At 72.4% G+C, this 21848-nt stretch carries 8 protein-coding genes; 1 reads left to right on the top strand and 7 read right to left on the bottom strand.

The window, feature by feature from the left end:
• Positions 1-97: 97 nt before the first annotated feature.
• Genes HUW62_RS09950 through HUW62_RS09935 form a run of 4 tightly spaced genes read right to left on the bottom strand, consistent with a single transcriptional unit; the run spans position 98 to position 11653 of the window.
• A complete protein-coding gene (locus HUW62_RS09950) occupies positions 98-790 on the bottom strand; it encodes a M15 family metallopeptidase (RefSeq protein ID WP_176434282.1) in 693 nt (230 codons plus the stop codon).
• Positions 791-792: 2 nt separating this feature from the next.
• A complete protein-coding gene (gene queC / locus HUW62_RS09945; RefSeq protein ID WP_176434271.1) occupies positions 793-1485 on the bottom strand; it encodes a 7-cyano-7-deazaguanine synthase QueC in 693 nt (230 codons plus the stop codon).
• Positions 1485-2084 (bottom strand): hypothetical protein, encoded by a 600-nt coding sequence (locus HUW62_RS09940; protein WP_163868994.1) that lies wholly within the window; start codon positions 2082-2084, stop codon positions 1485-1487. Before HUW62_RS09940 ends, queC begins: the two co-directional genes overlap by 1 nt.
• Positions 2085-2104: 20 nt before the next feature.
• Positions 2105-11653 (bottom strand): flagellar hook-length control protein FliK, encoded by a 9549-nt coding sequence (locus tag HUW62_RS09935; RefSeq protein WP_176434270.1) that lies wholly within the window; start codon positions 11651-11653, stop codon positions 2105-2107.
• A gap of 221 nt (positions 11654-11874) precedes the next feature.
• On the opposite strand from HUW62_RS09935, the gene HUW62_RS09930 reads away from it, so the two are divergent.
• On the top strand, positions 11875-14412 hold the full coding sequence (locus HUW62_RS09930) for a protein kinase (RefSeq protein WP_255203339.1): 2538 nt from the start codon (positions 11875-11877) through the stop codon (positions 14410-14412).
• Between the two features lie 40 nt (positions 14413-14452).
• Here HUW62_RS09930 and HUW62_RS09925 read toward each other — a convergent pair whose 3' ends face one another.
• The 3 genes from HUW62_RS09925 to HUW62_RS09915 form a co-directional block, all read right to left on the bottom strand.
• A complete protein-coding gene (locus HUW62_RS09925; RefSeq protein WP_240356896.1) occupies positions 14453-14863 on the bottom strand; it encodes a hypothetical protein in 411 nt (136 codons plus the stop codon).
• A gap of 68 nt (positions 14864-14931) precedes the next feature.
• Positions 14932-15888 (bottom strand): NlpC/P60 family protein, encoded by a 957-nt coding sequence (locus HUW62_RS09920; RefSeq protein ID WP_217911243.1) that lies wholly within the window; start codon positions 15886-15888, stop codon positions 14932-14934.
• A 73-nt stretch (positions 15889-15961) separates the two neighbouring features.
• Positions 15962-21694: a hypothetical protein gene (locus HUW62_RS09915; RefSeq protein ID WP_217911242.1), complete on the bottom strand. Its 5733-nt coding sequence runs from the start codon at positions 21692-21694 to the stop codon at positions 15962-15964.
• Positions 21695-21848 lie beyond the last annotated feature (154 nt).

Raw genomic sequence — 21848 nt, 5'->3', positions numbered from 1 at the left:
CGGAGCCTTCCCTTCGGATTCAGCCCAGCGTGCCGCAGGTGGCGCCCGGCTTCATCACCGTTCCATCATGGAGCCAGGGCGTCTTGGACGCTCGGCGCTACTTCACCGGAGCGAAGGGCACGTCCAGCACCGGCCGGGACTTCGCGTCGGGCAGGTCGTAGTGCCACCACTCCATGCGGTTGGGAGCGAAGCCCGCGCCCTCCATCGCCTCGCGCAACACCTCGCGGTGCTGACGGGACACCTCGGTGCCACCCGCGTAGCCGTGGTGCGCCGCCGGCGTGAAGGTGTCGAAGGGCGTGGGCATCTCCACTTCCTTGCCCTCCAGCGTCACCATCGTCAGGTCCACCGCCCCACCCCGGTTGTGGTTGGAGCCCTTCTTCGGGTCCGCCACGTAGCCAGGGACGGGCATGATCTTCCACATCTCGTACTGCACCGCGCGGGGCCGATAGCAGTCGTAGACCTTGAGCCGGTAGCCCTTGGGCCGCAGCGCGTCCGCCGCCGCCTTCAGCTTGCGCGCGGACTCCGGCAGCAGCAGGCAGCGCGCCGTGTCCGGGTACACCTGCTTCTTCAGGAAGTTGTCCGCCGTCGCGTACTTCAAGTCGAGCGCCAGGTCCTCCACCACCGTCGTGGCGTCCACGAGCGGCGCGATGTCACCGGGCTTCGCGCCCTTGCCCGGCGTGGAGTTCGACTTCGCCGCCGCGGGCGTCTTCGGTGCCCCGGCATCCTGGGCCGTCGCCTCGCCGCCCACGCACAGCCCCAGCACCACCGCCCAGCCCAGCCGCGTCGTCATGCTCATGCCCCCACCGTGTAGCGCGTCGGGTCCGGGACTCCGGCCTCCTCGAAGCCCTTCTTGCGCAGCACGCAGCTGTCACAGCGCCCACAGGCGAGCCCCTGCGCGTCCGGGTCGTAGCAGGAGTGCGTCATCCCGTAGTCCACGCCCAGGCGCGTGCCCTCGCGGATGATGTCCGCCTTCGTCATCCCAGACAGCGGCGCGTGCACCGTGAAGCTCGCGCCCTCGACGCCCGCCTTGGTGGCCAGGTTCGCCATCTGCTCGAAGGAGCGGATGAACTCCGGCCGGCAGTCGGGATAGCCGCTGTAGTCCACCGCGTTGACGCCGATGTAGATGTCCGTGGAGCCCACCACCTCCGCGAGTCCCAACGCCAGCGAGAGGAACAGCGCGTTGCGCGCCGGCACGTACGTCACCGGGATGCCGTGGCTCATCTCGTCGGCCGGCCGGTCCTTGGGCACGTCGATGTCCGCGGTGAGCGCCGAGCCGCCAATCTGGCGCAGGTCGATGCTCACCACCCGGAAGTCCTTCACGCCCATGGCGGCCGCGACGTCACGGGCCCGCTCCAGCTCCACCGCGTGCCGCTGGCCATACGCCACGGCCAGACACACCGGCTCGAAGCCCTTCGCCTTCGCCATGGCCACGCACGTCGTCGAGTCCAGGCCACCCGAAATCAACACCACCGCACGCTTCGCCATCAGTCCCTCCGGACTCCCTGCACCTTGTACGCCGTCTTGCACGTCGTGGGAGTACACGTACAGGAGCCCGGCAGGAAGACATCTGTCAGCGAACCACACGCCAGGGACACGTCGTAGCCATTCTCCGTGGGGGCCGGCGGGCTGGCGTCGGGGATGCCTCCATCGAACGCGGCGCAGTTGCGGTTGAGCAGGCCCGCCTGGCTGTCGCTGAAGAGGGTGACGTTGAGCGACTCCTCAATCTGCGAGTCCTTGCAGCCGGTGCCACAGGAGGAGCGCGGCGCCGTCGCCTTGAGCTGGGAGTCGACGAGCTGCCCCTCGTACTTCGCCTCGCGGTCGAAGCCCTGCACGGTGAACCAGCCGGCGCCTCCGTCGTCGTTCTTGGAGAACGTGCCCTCGAAGCGGAATACGCCGCCGTCGTCGAGCTGCGCGAACTCCGGCATCGCCGCGTCGCAGGTGGTGTTGGCCGGGTCCAACCGTGCCTCGAACTGGAAGGTGCCCAGGAGCTGATTGCCCGGGTACACGGGGTCCGAGAAACAGGCCATGGCCGTCACGAGCGCGGCGGCGGGGAGGACGGAGAAAGCGAAGTGCTTCAGGCGCATACGGCGCGGAGGCTACACGGCTACCCGACGTCGAGCACGGAAAGGGCCACGGCCCGGAAGGCGCCCCCACGTGCGAGCACCGCGCCCACATCCACCCGCGCCGGGTCACTCCCTCGCACCTCGGCCTCCAGCCGCGCCAGGACGCGCCCCGCGGCGAGCGAGGCGGGGACCGCTCGGAAGGCCGTCACCGCCGCCGCCTCGAAGCCGGGCACCTCGCCGGGACGCGACAGCTTCACGCCGTCCGCGCCCAGCGCGAGCGCCAGCGCGCACAGGTAGCCCAGCTCCACCGTGCCGAAGCACGAGAGCGCACCCGCGCCCAGCACCAGCTCCTCCGCGTTGAGCAGGTACGCCTCCACGCCACCCGACGGGTCCACGCTCACCCGCAGGTGGCTTCCGCCCAGCGACGACAGCATGGGGCGCAGCGCGGAGAAGAGTCGCGGGAAGCGCTCGGCCGTCACCGGCAGCGCATTCGGGGGCAGCGGATGCTCGAAGCCCGTGGGCACTGGCAGCGCGGACACCGTCGCGGCGGGCACCGTCGCCGTGCTGGAAGACAAGGCCGCGCCGACACCATCCGCGCGCTCGGCGGCGTCCCGACGCTCCAGCAGTCGCAGCGCCTCCGCGAAGAGCGTCCAGCCATCCACGTCCAGCGGAGTGGCGCGCAAGAGCTCCGGCCAGACGCGCACCGCGAACGGCGCGCCCTCAATCACCGGAGAGAGCCGCTCGCATGCGAGGCGGAGGACCTCGGCGGACAGGACTCCCGCGTCGAAGAGGCGCTCGGCGAGCCGCGCGGCGGGCGCGATGAGCTGCTCTTCCAGGTAGCCCCGGAGGATGGACTCCAACATCCCGGGCTCGTCGGTGAGCCGCTCGCGCAGCCGCAGCGCCTCGCCCGTGAGGCCGCGCTGCTCCGCGAGCCTCGCGCGGCGGGCCAGCCGCTCCTCGGTCTCCGGCAGCGCCTCCAGCTGTGCGACGGCGTCCGCCACCTGGCCCACGGCCTCGTAGGCATCCGCCAGGCGCTCGCGATGAGGCGTGGCCGCGTCGGGCCCCTCCTCCACCATCAACCGCTCCGCGAGCGACACGAAGACGGCGGGCTCCTTCGACTCGTCCACCAGCGCCAGCAGGTTGCGCAACGCGGGCAGGCTGGTGCCATCCGCGTCCAGCGCGAGCTCGAAGGCCGCGCGAGCCTCGGCGGGCTGGTCCAGCGGACTGAGCAGCAGCTCGCCGTGCTCCAGGTGCAGCGTGGCCCGGGCGCGGGAGTCCTCCTCCACCTCGATGAGCCGCGCCAGCGTGCGCGCGGCGGCGTCGAAGCGGCCCAGCCTGAGCTCCAGCGCATGACGCTCGCGCAGCAACGGCTTGCGACGCGACGTCCACCCCTCGGCGGCCATCAACAGCGCTTCCACTCGCGCCGAATCCGACAGCACGCGCACCCGGCCGAGCACCGCTTCCGAGAGCGCCACCGGGTGCTTCTCCAGCCCCGGCAACAACAGCGTGAGCCGGGTGCCGAAGTTCGCGTCGGACGACAGCTCGTCCAGGGCCCGCAGGCGCTGGAGCACCGGGGCATCCGCCGCGCGGAGGACTTCGTCGCGCAGTGTCACCGCGAAGGCCTCGTCGCGAGAGAGGGAGAGGGCCGCCAGCTCCAGCATCCCTTCCGCGTCGCGCTCGCCACGCAGCCCGTCCGCGAGCGCGGAGGCATGGGCCGCGTCCGTGTCGGGCTGAGCGACGAGGGCCCACAGCGCTTCGCGTGTCCGCGCGGTGTCTCCGGCCTGCGCGGCCATGGCCAGCGCGTCCGTCAGCTCGCCGGCCGCCATGGCGGGCGCGAAGCCCACCTGGAGCGCGCGCGTGAAGGCGCCCAGTCGACCGAAGCGCTCCGCCAACTCCGCGGGCTCGAGGATGTCTGGCGCCTCGGTGGCGATGCGCTCGATGACCTCCAGCGCCTCCCCGTGCTCGCCCGCCTTCTCCCAGAGGTCGGCGGCCTCCAGCAGCAGCGGCGGACGCTCCTCCGGCGAGGCGAGTCGCGCGGCCTGGAGCAGCGCCTTCGCGGCGCGGGGGGCCTCGCCCAGGGCGCGATGCAGGTGGGCGATGCGCATTGCCGCGTCCACGTCCGGCTCGGTCGCCACGGCGGCCTTCGCCGCCTTCAGCGCATCCTGCAACCGGCCCGCGCTCTCGAAAGCCCGAGATGCGGACAGCAGGAGCACCAGTCGCTCGCGACCGGAGACCAGCTCCGCGCGCGCCACCTGTACCTCGGCCCGACGCGCGGGCACATCGCCCAGCAGCTTCTCCAGCTCCTCCAGCGCGATGGCGTAGCCAGCACCCGAGGCACCGCGCTCGACGACGGCCTCGAGCGCCTCGCGGGCCTTCGGCACCTGGTCCGCGTCACGGAGCAGTGAGGCCAGCTCCAGACGCAGGACGGACGCCTCATCCGCGTCCTCCAGGCGCGGCACCAGCCGCTCCAGCGCCTCCAGCAGTCGCGTCGTCTCCCGCCGCTCACGCAGGCCCGCCACCAGCGCACGCAGCGCGGTGACGTCCTCGGGAGCGGCCTCGGCCGCGCGCTGGGTCAGCTCCCAGGCCGCGTCCACATCCGCGAGCGACTCGGCGGCCACGGTGGCGGCGGCCAGCAGCAGCTCGGCGGCGCGCACGCCACCCGCGGCCTCGGCGCCGGACTCGTACACCGCCAGCAGGTCACCGTGACGGCCCAGCGCGCGCAGGCCCGCCACCGCCCGGTCGATGATGGACGCATCCGCCGGACGCAGCCGAGCGAGCGGCAACAGCGCGTCGATGGCGTCCCTCGGGTCGTCGAAGAGGTCCGCCGCGCGGCGGTACAGCACCTCCGCCGTCGCCGTGTCCTCCGCGTACCGAGCGAGCTGCAACGAGGCCCGGTACAGGCCCGGCGCGTTACCCGTGCGCGAGTGCACTTCCGCCAGCAGAGACAGCGCCTCACGGCCGCGCTCGCCCTCCGGCTCCAGTGACACCACCGACTCGAAGGCATCCGCCGCGTCGTGGTACGCGTTCGCGCCCAGCGAGGCATGGCCCAGCCGCAGCCACGTCCGCGCGCGCACCGTCACGGGCAGCGTCTCGCCCCCGGCCGACAGCAGGCGCCGGTCATACGGGCGCGCGGCGGCGGGGCCTCCACTCTGGGCGGCGAGCTCGGCGCGCGCGGACAGCGCCTCCACGTCGTCGCCGGAGCTGGACAGGTATACGTCGAAGGCCTCGGCGGCCAGCAACGCCTCGCCCGCGTCCAGCAGTCGGGTGGCGCGCTCGCGCAGCAACGGCAGCGCTTCCTCGGGAGGCAGGGCCGCGGCGCGCAGGGCCAGCAACTCCGACAGCCGACGCACATCTCCGGCCGCGCGCTCGCGCACACGCTCGAAGGCCTCCGCGCTCGCGGGGCTCAGCTCGAAGGCTCGGTCTTCGCACAGCAGCGCGCGCTCGCGAGCACCTACCGCGCGGAAGGACCGGGCGGCGGCGAGGTAGCTGTCCGCGGCGTCGGCATCCGACTGGCGCTGGGCCCGGCGCAGCATCAACTCCGCGAGCGACTGCGGATCCTGCGTCTCCTCCAGGAAGGCGCGGTGCCGCGAGAAGACGGGCTCGCGGAAGGGGTCGGCCTCCAGCAGCACGGCATCGAACTCGGCCGCGTCCGCGTGACGATTCACCTCGTGCAGCAGCTCCGCGGCCTGCGCGGTGAGGTCCAGGTCATCCGGTCGGGCGGACCGCGCGGCGATGAAGGCGGCGGCGGCGGCATCCGGACGCCCCGCCCTGTCGCGGTACAGCACGGCCGCGCGCTGGAGCAACGCCGCGCGACGCTCCGAGTCCGCCTCGCCCTCGGCGCACTCCTCGTACCAGGCGGCCAGCTCCGCCAGCCGTCCGTCCCGCTCCAGCAGTCGTGCCAGCAGCGTCTCGGCCTCGTCCAGCGAGCGGTCCTGCCGCAGCGCTCCGCGCAGGAAGCGCTCCGCCTCCTCCGTGTCCGAGAGCACGCCCAGGTGCAGCTTCGCCAGCCGCAACCGCAGCGCCGCCGCTTCCTTGGCGTCGTCCAACAGGGGCAGCGCGCGCTCCAGCCAGAGGGCCTCGGCGTCGGCATCGTCCCGGCGCTCCGCCAGCGCCGCGCCCAGTCGCGCGGTGCCCAGGTCCTCCGCCAGCGAGAAGGCGCGGTCCAACGCGCTCTCCGCGGCGGACAGGTCCAGCTTCACGTCGCGCAGCAGCTCCGCGCGCCGACGCTCGCACGCGGCGGCCTCGGGTGCGCGACCCCGCGCCTCCAACAAGTCTCGCGCGTCCGCCAGCGCCCGGAGCGCCTCGTCCGCGCGGCCCGTGGCCTCCGCGAGGCGCGCCTCTTCGTCATAGGCCGCGAGCGTCGCGGCCACGTCGCCCACCTGGAGGCTGAGCGCGGCCACGTGGCGCAGCTCCGCGAGCAGCTCCAGCGAACGCCCCGTGTCGCGATACAACGACGCGAGCTGGAGGCGGAGCGGCAGCGGCGTCTGCGCCATCTCCGCCGCGCGCGCCAGGAGCGACGCCGCCACACCCGCGTCGGCGAGGGCGGCGCGCGCCTTCTCCGCGAGCACCACGAGCCGCCGCACTGTGTCCTCGGAGGGCGCCAGAGCCCGCGCGTGGGTGACGAGCACCTCGAACGCGCCGCGCGGGTCGTCCTTCTCCAACAGCGAGGAGAGACGCTGCACCGCGGGCTCGCACAACGGCCGCTCCAGCAGCAGCTTCCGGTACGCCGCCACCGCGCGCTTCGTCTCGCCCGCGCTCTCCGCCAGCTCCGCCAGCCGCAGCCAGGTGGACTCGGCCGCGTCGGGGTTCGCGGCGAAATCCACCGTCGACGCCAGCGTCTCTTGGAGCGGCAGGGCCTCCAGCACCGCGCCGCGCAGGTAGAGCAACTCCGCCAGCGACGCCAGCTCCGCGCCCCGCGCCGGCACCAGCGAGTGTGCCTTGCGCGCCAGCTTCAGCGCGCGGTCCAGGTCCTGGGCCTCTCGCGCGTACGCGGCGCCCTCGCGAAGCAGCGAGGCGGCCTCGGACGTCGTGGCGCTCTCGGCGGCCGTCTCCAGCAGGGCCGCGGCCTCGCGCAGCTCACCGCGCCCGGCCACCAACGACACCAGCCGGCGTCGCACGTCCGCATCGCCGGGAGCGAACCGCAGCGACTGGCGCAGCGCCGCTTCGGCGGGAGCCGGCTGCTCCAGGCGCTCCAGGTAGAGCGACGCCAGCTCCGAGTACATCGCCGCCGCCTCGGACGGAGGAGCATGAGGCGCCTCGGCCGAGAGCAGCTCCGCCAGCGCGGCCCAGTCCTCCAGGGCTCGCAGCGCGCGCTGCAGGGAGACGGTGGCCTGCGCATGACGCGGTGCCAGCGCCAGCGCGGCCTTGAGGCTCTCCCGAGCGTCCGCGAGCTGTCCGCGAGCTTCGAGCAGCGTGGCGCGAGCGAGCAGGGCCTCGACCCGGCGGGCCGTGGGACCCTGACGCGCGGCCTCGGCGAGCGCGGCGACCTCCTCGTCCGGACGCTCGTCGCGGTGGGCCAGGTCGGCCAGGGCGAAGTAGGCGTCGCAGCGCTCGGCATCCGACGGGGACAGCGCCACGGCGGAGACCAGCGCCTCGCGCGCGAGCCCCCGCTCATCCTTCTCCGACAGCACGACGGCCAGGGCGAGCAGCCGCTCCCGAGCGCGCGTGCCCAGTTGGGCATCGGCGACCACGGCGCGGCGCCACACTTCCAGCTCTCCCGCCTCGTCACCCGACTCGCGTGCCAGCTCCGCCAACGCGAGCAACAGCGCCGCGGGACGACGGGCCAGCTTCGCGGCCTCGGAGAAGTCCTCGCGCGCGGCGGTGATTCGACCGGTGGCGCGGTGGAGTACGGCGCGACGCGCGAGCAGCTCGGCGCGGTCCTCGCCCGTCGCCGACGACACCAGCGCGCCCAGCAACTCCAGGCGCTCGGCCTCCTCGTCCGACGAGCCGGTGCCCGGCGGAGGCAGCAGGTCGAGCAGCGCCTGCGCCGCCCAGGTGTCCTGCGGCTCCTCCAGGCGAAGGCTTCGCAGCGAGTCCACCGCGGCGCCAGCACGGCCGAGGACGAGGGACAGCTCCGCCAGCTCACGACGGGACGCGCGCCGGGGCTCGCCGGACAGGCGCGGCCACAGCTCCACCAGCAGGTCAGCCAGTGCCTCGCGAGCGCCCGCCTTGCGGTGCAGGTTGACCAACTCCACGCGGGCGTCGAGGTCCTCGGGAGCCCGGATGCAGTACTCAGCCAGCAGGCGACGCGCGGAGTCCGTCTTGCCCGCGCGCACGGCGGCACTGGCGGCCTTGCGCGTGAGCGCCACCCGCTCCGCCTCGCGCGGCGCATCCGCGTCCACCGGAGGCAGCGCCAGCACCGCCTCGAAGTCCTCCAGCGCGGCGCGTGCATCGGTGGGCAGCTTCAGCTCACCGCGACGCTGACGCGCGGGCGCGAAGGTCGAATCGCGCTCCAGGGCCTCGGCGAGGAACGCCTCCTCGCGACTGGTACCCGCAGCCAGCAGCGAGGCGCGGTAGAGCAGCTTCGCGCCGGAGCGGGCCTCCGGCACCAGCACGGCGCGACGCGCGTACAGCCGGGCGGCCTCCAGCTTCTCGCCGCGCTCCAGCTCCAACTCGGCCAGCGACTCCAGCACCTCGGCCGCCAGCGGGCCCTGGGGACTCGCCTCCAGCGCGGCCGTCAGGCGCAGCAGCGCGGCGGCCTTCTCGCCCCGCTCCAGCAGGGCGCGAGCGCTCTGGAGGAACAGGGGCGCGGCCTCCTCGGCGCGGTCGGCGCCCATCAGCGCCTGGGCACGTCCCGCCCACAGCTCGGCCAGGGCCTGCGTCTCGCCGGCCTCCGTGTAGAGCGACTCCAGCCGCGCGGCCAGCGTGTCGTCCAGCCGGCGCAGCGGCAGCGCCTGCGCATACGCGGCGATGGCGCCCTCGCGGTCGCCCAACATCTCGCACGCGCGACCGAGCCGGGCGCGCACGTCCGCCAGCTTCTCCGGCGCGGCGGTGCGCGGCAGCGTGGACAGGAGCGACTCCAGCGCGCGTCGGGCGTGCTCGGGGCGCTCGCAGCGCAGCGACAGGTCCGCCAGGTCCAGCAGCACGGCGGAGTCCGGGGCCAGCCGCGCCGCCTTCTCCAGCGACACCAGCGCGTCACCCACGCGGCCCAGGCGGGCCTCCAGCACCCCGGCCAGCTCCCGCAGCGCCGCCGCCGCGAGGCGCTTGTCACCCTGCGCCTCCGCCACCCGCGCGCGCTCCTCCAGCGCCACGGCCAGCCCGGCCATGTCCGCGCGCTTGCGCTGCAGGGCGCACAATTCGCCCAGCGCCGGCAGGTCATCCGGCTCCGCGCGCAGCACTTCCTGGAGGGAGTGCACCGCGAGGTCCAAATCGAAGGCCAGGTCGCGCGCGGCCACCGCGAGGCGGCGGTACTTCTGCGCGCGCTCCTTCACGTCCGGCGCCAGTCGAGCCAGCGCGGACAGGCACCGCGTCAGCAGCGGTCCATCACGCCGCGCCTCGGCCAGGGCCAGCAACGACTCCAGCGCGGGCCGGTGGTCCGCGTCCGCCTCCAGCGCGAGCAGCAACAGCCGCTCGGCCTTCTCCGGCTGCTGGAGTCGACCGCGATACAGCTCACCCGCCTCGGCCCAGGACGCGGCGCGCTTCGCCGGCTCGTCCAGGAGCGCGGCGGACTTCTCCAGCGCGTCGGCCAGCTCCAGCGACTTCCCGGTGATGCGGAAGTACGGAATCAGCTCCTCGAGCGCCACCCCGTCGCGAGGGTCCAGCGCCAGCGCGGACTCGAGGTGCTCACGCGCTCGCGCCGGGTCTCCCAGGCGAGAGCGGTACAGCCGCGCCAGCGCATGATGGCTGGCGTGCGCGGCATGGCGGACGCCCTCGGAGCGAGGCGCGGGACCCGCCAGCTCCAGCGCCTGCTGGTAGCCCGCGAGCGCCTCCTGCAACCGGCCCAGTCCCTCCGCGACGCGCGCGGCGGCGAACAGCGGCTCCGCCTCGCCGGGCAGCAGGGACACCGCCTCGCGGTAGCGCAGGAGCGCGTTCTCCGGCTGCTTCAGGCCCTCTTCCCACACCCGGCCGGCCATCAGGTCGGCGTGGCCCACGCGGTCCAGCTCGTGCCGGGCCATGGACACTTCGCGCAGCCGGTCCAACGCCTTCAGCGCGCGCAGGTGCTCGCCGCCCCGGTGGCACAGCTCACCCAGCAGCAACAGCGCATCCGACTGGTCCGGAGACAGACGCAGCGCGGCCTCGCAGTGCAGGCGCGCTCCGGCGATGTCGTCCTCCGTCTGCGCGCACAGCCGGGCCAGGTGCACGTGTGCGTCGGCGGCCTCATGCGGGTCTCTCGCGAGCGCCGCCAACCGGCGGTAGGCCCGCACAGCGCCCGCCCTGTCACGCGCCTGGTCCGACGCGCGCGCCAGCGCCTTCAGCGAAGGCAGGTGGTCCGGCTTCAGGCCCAGCAGCTCATGCAGCGCCTTCACCGCCACCTGGGGCGCGGTATCGCGAGAGCAGCGGGCAGCGGCCTCCGCGGAGAAGAAGGCCGCGGCCTCCTCCGAGGTGCGACGCGCCAGCGCACACAGCGCCAGGTAGCGCTCGGCGGCGCGGGCACCCTCGCCCCGGCGCTCGCGCACCACGGCCTCGCCCCACAGCGCGGCGGGGCTGCGGTCCCGACGACGCTGGAGCGTGGCGGCCACGTCCAGGGCCAGTTCGTGCGCCTGCGGGTCGGCCACCAGCAGCGACAAGAGCCGCTCGGCGGCGAAGGGGTGAGCCTCCTGCGCGTCTCCGGCCTGGAGGTATTGCTGCCGCGCCTCGGCCAGCCGCCCCTGGGCGATGAGTCCCTCCGCGTCCGCGAAGGCCCGCGCGCCCTCCAACGTCAGGAGCAGCTCCTCGTCCGGCGTGGCTGGAGGAGGCAGACCGCCCGCCGCGAAGCGCAGCTTCAAGCCCGTGCTCGACACCTCGGCGGCGGACAGACGCGCGGTGTCCAGCGACGGCATCTTGTAGCCACGGCTCACCGCCGCGAGCTGACACAGCGCGGGCAGCACCCGCGTGGAGAAGCCGGAGGCGCCGCGCACCTCCACGTCCGGCACCAGCGCCAGCGCGCCCACGGCGGCGGACAGAAGCCCCGGCACCTGCACCGACGGCGTGGAAGAGAAGCCGTACAGGCGCACGTCGTAGAGATAGACGGCGAGCTTCTCGCCATCCGCGTCGAAGGCCACCTTGAACGTGAAGGGCGTGCGCTCCGGCGCGGGCAGTCGGCCCTGCCCTTCCAGGTACCCGGGACGGAAGTGCAGCCGCAGCTCCTCGAGGCCCGCGAGCCGCCCCGCCAGCTCCGCCACCCGCCGCGTCACCAGATCCGCGTCGACGGACAGCTCCAGGAAGCCGAAGTGCAGCTTCTTGCGCTGATAACGCGTGGCCCCGGCGCTGACGTTGAAGGGGAAGCTGACGTCCGGAATCTGGAGCGCGAAGTCGGAGATGCGCAGGCCCGGAACGACTTCGAGCGCCGGGAAGCCCACGAACGCCCTGCGGTCCAGCAGGCGCAGCTCGGGCGTAGCGGCGCGCGCGTCGGGCGCCGCGGTGGGCTTTAGGGAGTCGCTCTCGTTGGCCATCGCGGGAGCCTGGAAACTACCACGGCCTCCAAGCGCCCGAAATTTATGACAATCCCCCGCCCGGGGGGCAGCCGGAGGGGCTTGGCGACCCCAGGGCCGCATGCGTTGTTCGTCATGCGCGCCGGGGCGAAGTCGGACAATATGCGCCCGGCGTGCTGGCTCCCGACTCCCTCGTCCTCGACGGTCGCTTCCGTGTACTCCGTCCATTGGGTTCGGGCGGAATGGGCGAAGTGTACCTGGGTGAACAGGTCTCCTTGGGCCGCAAGGTGGCCATCAAGGTCCTTCACCACGACCTCAACGCGCAGCCCGGCATGGCCGAGCGCTTCAAGCGCGAAGCCCGCCTCCTCTCCGCTGTCGAGCACCCCTCCGTGGTGCACATCGTCGACTTCGGTGAGTCCGGCGACCACGCCTGCCTGGTGATGGAGTTCGTGGAGGGCGAGAGCCTGTACGACGTGCTCACCCGGGGCGCCATGCCGCCGGGCCGCGCGCTGCCGCTGCTCCATCAGCTCGCGGAGGGCCTGGCCGCCATCCACGACAAGGGCATCATCCACCGCGACTTGAAGCCGGAGAACGTCTTCATCTCCCCCGGCGCGCGCGGCGAGCAGGCCCGGCTGTTGGACTTCGGCATCGCCCGGCTGGTGGAACCGGACGCGCAGAGCAACGTCAGCCAGGTGGGCGTGGTGCTCGGCACCCCGGAGTACCTGTCGCCGGAGCAGGCGGTGGGCGCGAAGGTGGACACGCGCAGCGACCTCTACACCTTCGGCGTGCTCATCTACCGCGTGCTGTCGGGGCGGCTCCCCTTCGAGGGCCCGCAGGCGCGGCACTTCCTCGCGCAGCACGCCTCCCACGCCCCACTCCCACTGGACCGGGCGGCGCCCTCGCTGACGCGCTACATCGGCCTGTTGTCGCTGGTGATGCGCCTGTTGGAGAAGAACCCGGCGAAGCGACCCCAGAGCGCGCACGAGCTGGCGGATGCGCTGGCCGCCGCGCACTCGTCGCTGTCCGCCTTCACGCCTGGACTGGGGACTCCCGCCTACGTTGGCGCGCCCACCACCACCACGCCCTCCGGCACGTCCGTCTTCGGCGCGGGAGAAGCGACGAGCACCGGTGGCCCCAGCGGGACGTCCGTCTTCGGCGCGGGAGACGCGGCACCCGCGCCGCTTCCGAGCCGGACGAGCCAGCGCACCGCCGCCTTCGGCCTGGAGTCCTCGCCGGGCACGGACAGCGCGTCCCCCTCGCCCTCGGCGATGCGCACGGGCACGGCGGCGTTCGGGACGAAGCCCACGCTGTCCGGCAGCACGTCGACGGTGAAGCCGCAGAACCTGACGGTGATGCTCACCGACATCCAGGGCTTCACCGAGCGCACCAGCCGGCAGACGCACGAAGAGAACGCGCGGATGCTGGAGACGCATGACCGGCTGTTGATGCCGCTGGTGAGGGAGCACGAGGGACGGCTCGTGCAGAAGCGCGGAGACGCGCTGCTGGTGGTGTTCCGTTCGCCGACGTCGGGCGTGTTGTGCGGCATGGCCATGCAGGACCGGCTGTGGCGGCACAACCAGGCGCTGTCCCCCGAGGAGCGGCTGCACGTGCGCGTGTGCCTGCACGCGGGCGAGGTGCTGCTGACCTCCGACACCGTGCTGGGCGAGCCCATGGAGGTGCTGGAGACGGTGGAGCACGTCGCCGCCGCGGGCCAGGTGACCTTCACGGAGGCGGTGAACCTGGCGCGCAACCGCGCCGAGGCGGAGGTCGAACCCTGCGGCTCCATCACCCTCCCCGGCCGCGAGGAACAGCTCCAGCTCTACCGCTGCCAGCAGGTGGAGGAGGGACCTCCCTTCGGCAGTCGCTTCGAGAAGCAGAACGCCCTCGCGGTGCACCTGGCGCCGGCGGTCCAACGGACTCGCGCGGCGCTGGCGCCCATCTCCCGGGGGATACAGGCCGTCTCCAGTGCGCTGCGCTCGGGCAAGGCGCGACTGGGCACGGGCCTGACCCGCCTCAACGCGTTCCTGACGGTGCCGCCCAAGGTGAAGGAGGGCGTGAACAAGGCGGTGCTGCTGGCGCGTGCGCAGCCGCGCGCGACGATGGCCGTGCTCGGAGCCGTGGTGCTCCTGAGCGGCGGAGTGGCCATCGTGCTGCATCTGAACAGCCCCGCCGTGCGCGCCATGTCGCTGCTCCAGGAGGGCAAGAAGGACGAAGCGCTGGCGCTGCTGAACGAGACGTCGAACGAGGAGCAGAAGCAGGCTCCGGTGCGGCGCGCCCTCGCGGCCACCCACCACGCCCTGGGCAACCACGACAAGGAGCGGGTACTGCTCACCTCGCTGGACCCGGACGGCCGCGCCTCGGTGGAGGACTCGCTGCTGGATGGGCTCGCGGAGGACTTCGGCGGCGGCGACAACGACAACTCCAAGGGCAGCACCAGCGACCTGCGCAGGCTGCTGAGCAACCTCCCGAAGGAGCGGGTTCGCCCGTACTTCGAAAAGCTCATCCAGGGCGAGTACTCACCGAAGCAGTGGGGCGCACTCCGCTACCTGGAGTCCGCCAAGCTGACGGAGGGAGTGGACCTGGTATTGGCCTACTCGAAGGCCCTGGAGGCGAAGGAGTGCAACGTGCGCAGACTCGCCGCCAGTCGGCTGGGCGCGCTGGGCAACATGGACGCGGTCCCCGCCCTCATCCGGCTCGCCGAGCTGAAGGAGACCAAGGGCGACTGCGGCCAGGGCGAAGCGAACAAAGCCATCAAGGCGCTGAACAGGAAGGGCGGCTGAAGCCCGGGCGGTGAGTCACCGCCCGAGCCTCCGGACGTGCTCAGTCGTCGTGCCGGGCGTGGCCCTTCTTCTTGCCACGGCCATGGTGGTGGTCGTCGTCATCCCAGTCGTCATCATCCCGGTCGCCACGCCGGGCCTTCACCTTCTCGTCCACCTTGAGCAGGTTGCGAGAGAAGGCGTCGTAATCCAGATGCAGATGGCCTTGTGCCCCGGGCGCCGAGGCGAAGAACTTCACCTTCCAGACGTCGTTGCCCGTCCGGTGCGCTTCCTTGAGCCGGCAGTCGAACCGGCGCGCGCGACACTCGCCGAAGCCCCGGTCCACCGCCTCCTTGTAGGACATGGCGGACGGACGAGGAGGAGGACGTGAAGGCGCGGGGCGGGGCGGTGAGCGCGAGTGGACGACACAGCCCGACGCGAGCAGCAAACCACCGACAAGCAGGGCGATTCTCATGCCCGCCATGACGCACCAACCGCGCGATGCTTCAAAGCCACGCGGGGTGCGAGGCACCGACTGGAAATCTACAGTCCGTCGGGAGAGGCGAAGGCCACGAACAGCTCGCCCGTGAGATACGCGCGTCCGCCCTTCGTCGCGGGCCGCAGGAAGTCATTCACCACGGGTCCGCCCTGCGCGAGCTGGTGCTTCTCCGGATACGACAGGTTCATCCGGCTGCGGGCCACGCCCTTGCTGCCCCGGTGGATGAAGGTGACGGTGCCGTCATCGGCCACACCCTCCACCACGCCGATGTGGGTCATCCCGTCATTGCGGCGGCCATCGCGATTGCGGTCATACGTCTCGCGGAAGAACACGAGGTCCCCGGGGCGCGGCGCGCGGTGATGCAGCCGCTTGCCCTCCGTGGCGCGACGGAAGATGGCGGACACGGCGTTCTCACCGGCCTGGAAGCCATGCGCCACCAGGTCGATGCCGGCGGAGAGATAGGCCAGGCGCACGAAGCCGGAGCAGTCATTGGGCATGCCCCGGCTGACCTTCGCGAGGTTGCGCTCACCGACGAGTTGCATGGAGCGCGTCACGATGAGCCGCGCCAGTTGCATCGGCGTGCGGTACGCATCCCAGAAGCCCGCCGCCAGGTCCGTGGACGGAGGGACGACGAGCGCGACGGCCTCCAGCGCGGCCGCGATGACGCCCGTCACCAGCGGTCGCTCCTTCTCCTCGGAGACGACGGTGGCCACGACGCGCGGAGCCACCTCGGCCTTCGGCGCCGCTGGCGCGTCGGACTTCACCGGGGGCGTCTGTACGTTCGCCGAAGTCCCGACCTCACCCGGTGCCACCGAGCCCACATCCTCGGCGTGGACCATGCTGGACGGCTCGGTGGAGGGCGCCGCCACGACCTGCTCGGTGGGTGCCACCGCCGCGAGTGGCGCCACCTCCAGGGCGGCCCCGACGTCGCGGGACTGCACGGTGGCGCAGCCGAAGAGGGCACACAGCGGAACGGTGGCGAGCAGGCGAAGACGGGACAACCGGAGGCCCTTCCGAAAGTTGGCGCCGCATTCAATCCCACGTTTTTGGGGGTCCCGCCAAGAACTCGAAGTGTCAGCCCTCCCAGGTGGACAGCAGTGCGCGGACCCGCGCGTACCTCTGGAGGAGTGCGGCGCGGTGGGCGCTGAGCAGCACCATGGAGCCGATGACGACGAGGCCCAGGACGAACAGCGACGCGGCGGCGATGCGGTGGTCCCTCATGCCGAAGCGCACCAGGTTCGCCACGATGCACGTCACCATGAACGCGGTGCCCAGGTACACGTAGGAGCGGATGCGCAGGGCGATGCCGAAGCCCACGCCCACCACGCAGAGGAACACGCACAGCAGCATGGCGCCGCCGTCGTTGAACATCAGCGGCTTCCACGCCCCCGCCACGTAGATGACGGTGACGGCCAGCGCGCGCAGCCGTGCGTAGGTGTCCTCGTCGACGGCGCCTCGGAACACGCGCAGCAGCGCGAGCAGCGAGAGCCCCGCGGGGATGACGTAGAACTGCGGCTCACCGTTTCCGGTGCCCTGCCACACGAGGTAGAGCGCCACGTTGAAGGCCACCACCGACGCGAGCGAGGCCACCCCTCTGCGCGTCGGGTGCGACGCGAGCGCGGCGAAGTGCGCGGCATGGCCCACGAGCAGCGCGGCCACCTGGAGCGGCTCGCTCCACGGCGCGGAGAACAACCCCGCCAGCGGGAAGAGGAACGCGCCCCACAGCGCGGGCCTGCGGAAGACAACGAGGCTGGAGCCCTCGCGCTGCACGAAGAAGTAGAGGCCCGTGAAGAGGGCGCCGCCCACGAGCGCCGCGAGGCTGTCCCCGGTGCTCGGGTTGGCCCCCATGCCCAACAGGCGCACGGAGAGGTAGCCCAGCACGAGCACGGCCTGGGCGAGGAACGCCGCCGGCTCGTCCTTCTCCACGGCGGCGTGGCGAACCAGCGCGACGAACAGCACCGCCAGCGCCGTGCAGGCCACCAGCGCCTCGCGCAGCGCGTCTCCCGTCGCCCCCAGCATCGTCAGGCCGAGCAGGACCTCGCTGAGCGCGACGACGGTGAAGCCCAGCCCCACGCCCCGACGCACCTTCGCGCCCGCCACGAACAACGCCAGCGCGGCGAGCACGGCGCTGGCCGCGCCGAAGTGCGGGAGGATGAACTCCGAGCCGCGCCCGGATGAGAACACCGCGCCCAGGTGCATCAGCGCGCCGTGCGCCGCCGCGAGCGACGCCAGCCAGCCCACCACCTCGCGCTCGCGCCGACGCCACACCACCGTCCACGCGGAGGCGAGACCGAAGAGGAAGCACAGCGGCGTCGCCACGTGCTTCAGGTCATTCAGCGTGGCCAGCGACAACAGGGCCAGCACCCAGCCACCATGGTGCAGCGAGGCCCCGACGCGAACCCCTCGCTCGTCGAGCACCATGCCACTCACGCACAGCACCAGGCCCGCGCCGCTGATGACGGCGGGCAGCCACAACCACGGCACCGCGGCGACCAACGAGGCCGCGAGCAATCCGATGGCCACGTTCGCCATCCACCGCTCGCGGGCGAACATCAACACCAGCGACGTGAGGACCGCGCCCGCCGCCATGGGCGCCGAGAGCGCGCCCGGCCCCGCATCCACCAGTCGGCCCAGGAGCAGCAGCGCCAGCGCTCCGGCGCTTCCCACCCACAAGGGCTCGCTCCAGGTGCCCTCCAGCCCGGGCGTCAGCTTCGACGCCACCGCGCTGAGCGCACGCTGCACGGCACCCGCCTGACAGACGGCGGACAACAGGCCCACGCCCAGCGCCACCGCGACGAAGGCGAGCCCCGTCTCCGGCCTCCACTCCAGGAAGCGATGCGTCTCCGTCTGCCCCACTGTCGCCAGCGCGAGCACCCAGACGGCGGGCACCAGCAGCCACCGGCGAGACAGCAGGAACGCGGACGCCGCCACCACGGCCGCCAGTCCCACGAGTCGTGGCTGCGAAGGCACATCCAGCACCGGCACCACCGCGACGGCCAGCGCGGTGATGACCGCGGCGCGCCGCAGGTAGACATCCGCCGGGCTTCGGAAGAAGGCCCACAGCGCGGACGGCGCATGGTGCTCGGCCAGCGCCACGGCGAGCAGCAGGACGGTGACGACGGGCCGTGCCTCCGGAATGACGAGCAGCAGGAGCGCGGCGCCACACACGCGCATGAACGGGCGAGGCCCTGGCATCAGCGCCAGTGACGCCGTGAGGAAGTACACGGACACGGGCTCCATCCACGGCGACATCAGCATCATCGAGGTGAGGCCGGCGAGGCTCACCTGCATCCACATGGACAGCGTGTCACTGTCCACCTGCTCCCGGGAGCGCATCAGCAGGGAGCTGAACGCGGGCAGGTGCGCGGCGGCCCGCGCCACGGCCAGCGACACCAGCGGCAGCGCGTACGCCCAGGTCGGCGGAGCACCGCCCATCGCCAGGAAGCCGGCGAAGGCGTACGGCACCGAGAGGCTGGCCAAGAAGGGCTGCCGGTTGGCGCGCGTCCACAACAGCGGAAGCAGCATGGCGCCCGCTACCATCCACGCGGGATGCGCGTCGTCCCAGCCCACCACCACGAGGGCCAGCACCAGGGCCGACGCCAGCGTGGCCACCCCCGCGAAGCGCTTTCCGCCCGTGCCCACGGCCAGCACCGCTGGAACCTCCTCCGCCACGGCCAGCACCGCCAGCACGGCGGACAACCCCAGCAGCGCCAGCGGCCCCTCCGAATACAATCCCATCGTCGCGTACAGCGCGGCCACCGCGACGCTGAACCCGGCCGGTATCGCCCGAGCGGTGAGCAGGGCCGCGAACGCCGCGCCGACCAGGAACAAGCCCTCCTGGGAGTTCCGTGCCTGCTCCACGGCGACCAGCGGGAAGATCCACGTCACCACGGCGGCGGTGATGGTGCTCGCGCTGCGACCCCAGCGCGCAGCGCAGAGTGAGGCGCCCAGGCCCCAGAGGATGAACAACCCCAGGGACATCCCCGGCTTCATCATTCCGTGCCAGGGCGCGTAGAAGTTCGAGATGTCGGGGAGCAGCGCGAAGGCGCCGAGCACCACCGCCAGGGGCCGGACGCCACGCAGTATGCGCGACGACACGGCGACGGCCGCCGAGGAGAGGAGCACCACCATGCCCAGTCCGCTCACCTCGCCGATGACGCCGGACGCGAAACCGAACACCGCGTAGAAGACGGCGACCACGCCCAGCAGACGCAGCACCCTTCCGCGCTCGGCGAGCACCGCCAGGGCCAGCGCCACGAAGACCAGCGAGAACGACATCGCGGTGGAGGACACCTGGACCGCGAACTTCGGAACGAGGGCCGCCACCAGCAGGGCGGCATAGGCCAGGGCGTACTCGTTCCGGAGCGTCCACGCGACGATGAGCATGCTCACGGCGCACAGCACCGCGCCCGTCATGCCCAGGAAGCTGAAGTCGCGGAAGAGCCCCAGGCAGAAGCCCCCGGTGGCCACGAGGCCCACGATGGGCGAAAGCAACGCGCGCGTCCGCGCCGTGCACACCGTGCAGACACCCGCGAGCGCGAGCACCAGCAGTCCGGACACGACGGAGGTGGCTGGATTCGAGAGCACGCTGACGCCCAACACCGGCACCAGCAGCGACAGCAGCGCTCCGACCACCTTCAGGTTGAAGCGGTCCACCAGCAGGCCGGTGGCCAGACACACGATGGACAGCCCGAGCGCGCTCCAGAAGGCCGGGCGCATGTCGGGCCCCGCCATGCCGTAGAAGGTGAAGACGACGCTGGCCACGGCGGTGGAGCGGAACAGCACCTCCGCGAAGGCGATGTCCCGTGCATTGCCCGTGCGCTCACCGCGCCACAGGCGCGACACCGCGAGCACGACGCCCGCGAGCACGAACGGAAGCGCCGTCAGGGCGCCGTACTGCACGGGCAGCTTGTCCGCGACGGGATAGCCCAGCGAGGCCTTGAACGCCTCAAGCAGGCGCCTCAGGGGCCCGGGAACGAGCTGCCCGCTGGTGGCATAGGCGAAGTAGGACGCCGCATAGGCGGGGTACACCCACGGGAGGCGACCGATGGCTCCGCGAGCCAGGGACACCAGCGTCCAGGTGAGGATGGCGGCGGTGATGAAGAAGGTCGGCGGCGGCGCACCGATTGCGGCCACCAGACACATCACCTGAAGCGAGGCCACACCCAGGGCCAGCGGGTCCGCCGCGCGCTCGGGAGGAAGCGAGCGGAAGCGCTGCGCGGCGGCGAGGACGAACGCGATGAAGGGCGCGTAGACGCTCACCTCCGGCGGGGTTCCGGCCGCGGCGAGCGCCACGTGGAGGCGAACGGCGTAGATGACGAGCAGGTAGAGCGACGCGCCCAGGGCGAAGGTGAGCGCGGTGCCCTCGCGCGGCTTCGGCACGGGCCGGGAGGACAGGAGGAAGAAGAGGACGCACGGCAGGATGTTCAGCCACAGCGCGGCGCTCCCGAGCTTCGCGGCCAGCGGCGCCAGCCCCATCATCAGCGTGCTCGCGATGAGGGCCACCTGGACGAAGGGACGGGAAGGCGCGTCGTACGCATCCGCGGGCTTGCGCACGAGGAAGGCCGCGCCCACGGACCAGCCGAGCAGCAGCGGGATGAGCGTCATCGTGTTGACGCCCCCGAGGTTCAGCGCATCTCCGAACTCCAAGGGCCCCAGCGCGATGCCGACGAGCGGCGCGGACGCGGAGCCGATGATTCCCAGCATGCGCCCGGCACCGCGCAGCTCCTCTTTGCGGGCGAGGTAGCCGCCCAGGAGGGAGAAGCCGGCGGAGGAGACCGTCGTCATGAGGAAGACGATGAGCGAGCGGTGGACGGAGGAGATGCCCGCCCAGCTCTCGAAGACCAGATAGACGGTGCTCGAAAGGATGAGGAAGGCGCCGATGAACCACGGAATGCGCTCGTAGAGGAACGGCTTCCACACCGTGCTCCACGTGGAGACTTCCTCGACGAGTCGCGCCGTCGCGCTCCGGGGCGGAGGCGCCTCGAACGAAGGCTGCGAGGGATTCTCCGGCAGCGGATGCGCATCCGCCCCAGGCCGCGTCGGAGGACGCACCCGACTCTGGGCACCCGAACGGGCCTCTTGGGATTCAGCCCCTGTCTGCGAGTCGGAGGCCGGACCATGAGGTCCCGACGCGGCACCATGTCGCGAGGACCGCGCCGCCTCCACGGAGGCCGCCAGCAGTCGCGCCGCTTCCTCGCCCTTGACCACCGAAGCGCCCGACGCCGCCCGCGCCGCGCTCGCTGCCGCGGCGGCTTCCCGCGCCGCCTCATCCCGCGAAACCACCAGACCCTGCAGGCCAGCGTCCTGCTGCGAGGCGACGGAAGGCTCCACGACATCCGAAGCCGCGAAGTTCGTCACACCCGCGCGCGCCAGCTCCTCATCCGAGAGCCCCGAGACTGAGAGATGCGCCGCATCCGCCCGAGCCACTTCCTCGCCCGAAGCCGAGAAGCCCGTCACATTCGCGTGCACCGCTTCCACGTCCGAAGCGTCCGCGACCGCGTGATGCCCCACGCCCGCCTCGGCCGAGCCCGCCATCTCCGGCGAAGCCATCGCGACAGGCGCGGGAGACTCGGCGAGCACGGACAGGAGGATTCGAGACTGACGCTCGTAGCGCTCCGAGAGGAAGCGCCGGACGTTGGAGGGAACCTCCGAGGTATCCCAGCGGGTCAGCTCGGACAGGAGGAAGTGGACGTGAGCAAGCTCCGCTTCCAGCTCGGAACGGGGGCGCGAGGTCATCGCCGTGCCACACATGGCGCACTGGCTGAAATGACCCAGGCGCTCCTGTCGGCAGTCAGGGCAGTACATGGGGTTCCCCCTCTACAACGGACATGCCACGCAGAATGCCCGGGTTCTCCCACGGGAGGAAACCGGACCATCGACTCCAGGTGCGTCGGTCGTGTGCCACCTGTGCAGCCGGGTGCACAACAGGTGCGTGCACCCCGACGCACCCGTCAGGCCC

This window comes from Myxococcus sp. AM011, assembly GCF_013372595.1.
GTDB classification, from domain to species: domain Bacteria; phylum Myxococcota; class Myxococcia; order Myxococcales; family Myxococcaceae; genus Myxococcus; species Myxococcus eversor.
This window is presented reverse-complemented; position numbering and strand designations above follow the sequence as displayed.